Raw genomic sequence first — 1,657 nt, forward strand, 5'->3', positions numbered from 1 at the left:
AAGGGAGTTTTACCGTGACGTAGGGATTGAGTTATGAACCAAGATGAGAAGAAGTTAGTACCATTAACATTGAATTGGTCTAAAGATAATGGTGTTATCTTACTCCCAGTAGAAAATGGATATCAAATCATATGCCGCCATTCAGCTTCGCTTGAGGCAATACTTGAAGGGAATAGAGTCGCCTGTCAACCTATGGGCCTTGATTTTGTTACTGATGATGAGTTTAATAATACTCTGACGGCCACGTATCAAAATAGTTCAATGCAGTCACATAAAATAATGAATGCAATAAGTGATGAGATCGCGATTTATTCATTTGCTAGTGAACTATCTGACAGTGAAGACCTATTGGACTCAGATAGTGAGGCTCCAGTAATAAGACTAATCAATGCCATTTTAACAGAAGCAATTAAAAACTTAGCGTCAGATATCCATATAGAATCTTTCGAAAAAAAACTGGCTATCAGATTTCGTATTGATGGGGTATTAAAAAATATATTAGAACTGAAACACAGTGTAGCACTATTATTAGTTTCTCGGATTAAAGTTATGGCGAAATTAGATATTGCAGAGAAACGTATTCCCCAAGATGGACGTATTGCACTGAATTTGGCCGGGCGCGTTTTAGATGTTCGCGTGTCTGTTCTACCGTCAAATCATGGTGAGCGCGTAGTTATGCGGTTACTGGACAAAAGCAGTATTAAGTTGGACTTACAATCTTTAGATATGTCAGCAAAAAACTATGGCTTGATGCAAAAACTGGTGCTCAAGCCTCATGGTATTATATTGATTGTTGGCCCTACGGGTGCAGGCAAAAGTACCACACTCTATGCAGCTCTAATGGGAATAGACTCAGGTGAAAGGAACATTATGACTGTCGAGGATCCTATCGAGTTTGATATTGATGGTATCTCTCAGACACAGGTTCATTCAAAAATTGGCATGACTTTCTCTCGAAGCCTAAGAGCAATACTGCGACAGGACCCTGATGTCATCCTTATTGGCGAAATACGAGATGTGGAAACTGCACAAATAGCGGTACAAGCCTCTTTAACCGGCCATTTGGTTTTATCAACGCTACATGCTAATAGCGCCGTTGGTGCTGTAACCAGGCTGAAAGATATGGGGATCGAACCCTTTATGCTATCAAGCTCATTATTGGCAGTATTATCTCAACGTTTGGTGCGCCGACTATGTATCGAGTGTCGGCAAGAGTATACATTTATGCCGGAGCAATTAAACAGCTTGGGCATAAATTATAGCATGACCATAGCGGGAAATACGTATCGTGCGATAGGTTGCGACAAATGTAATGCGGCCGGCTATCGCGGGCGAATAGCTTTGCATGAGCTCNTGGTTGTTGATAATCGCTTACGGGAAGGTATTTATAAAGGCTATAGTGAGCANGATCTTGTTCAGTTGGCGCAGCAAACTATATGCAGCATTGAACAAGATGGGGTGGATAAAGTTATGGCTGGCTTAACAACAATTGAAGAAGTGGTCAGGATAAGCTTAGAGGACAAGCATGCCTGTATTTAAATATGTCGCTATCAATAATGACGGAGTGAAAATAAAAGGTAATATTGATGCCGAAAGTATGTTGGCTGCCAGGAATATTATCTATCAAAGAAGATGGTGTTTATTAAAAATTAATGTC

The 1,657-nt window shown here is 40.2% G+C and carries 1 protein-coding gene; it reads left to right on the forward strand.

The window, feature by feature from the left end; translation table 11 throughout:
- Positions 1-33 precede the first annotated feature (33 nt).
- Positions 34-1,539: a type II secretion system ATPase GspE gene (gene gspE / locus V1952_RS21705; protein ID WP_420075535.1), complete on the forward strand. Its 1,506-nt coding sequence runs from the start codon at positions 34-36 to the stop codon at positions 1,537-1,539.
- Positions 1,540-1,657: the final 118 nt, after the last annotated feature.

Source organism: Yersinia sp. 2542 StPb PI (assembly GCF_048593855.1).
Lineage (GTDB): Bacteria > Pseudomonadota > Gammaproteobacteria > Enterobacterales > Enterobacteriaceae > Yersinia > Yersinia enterocolitica_E.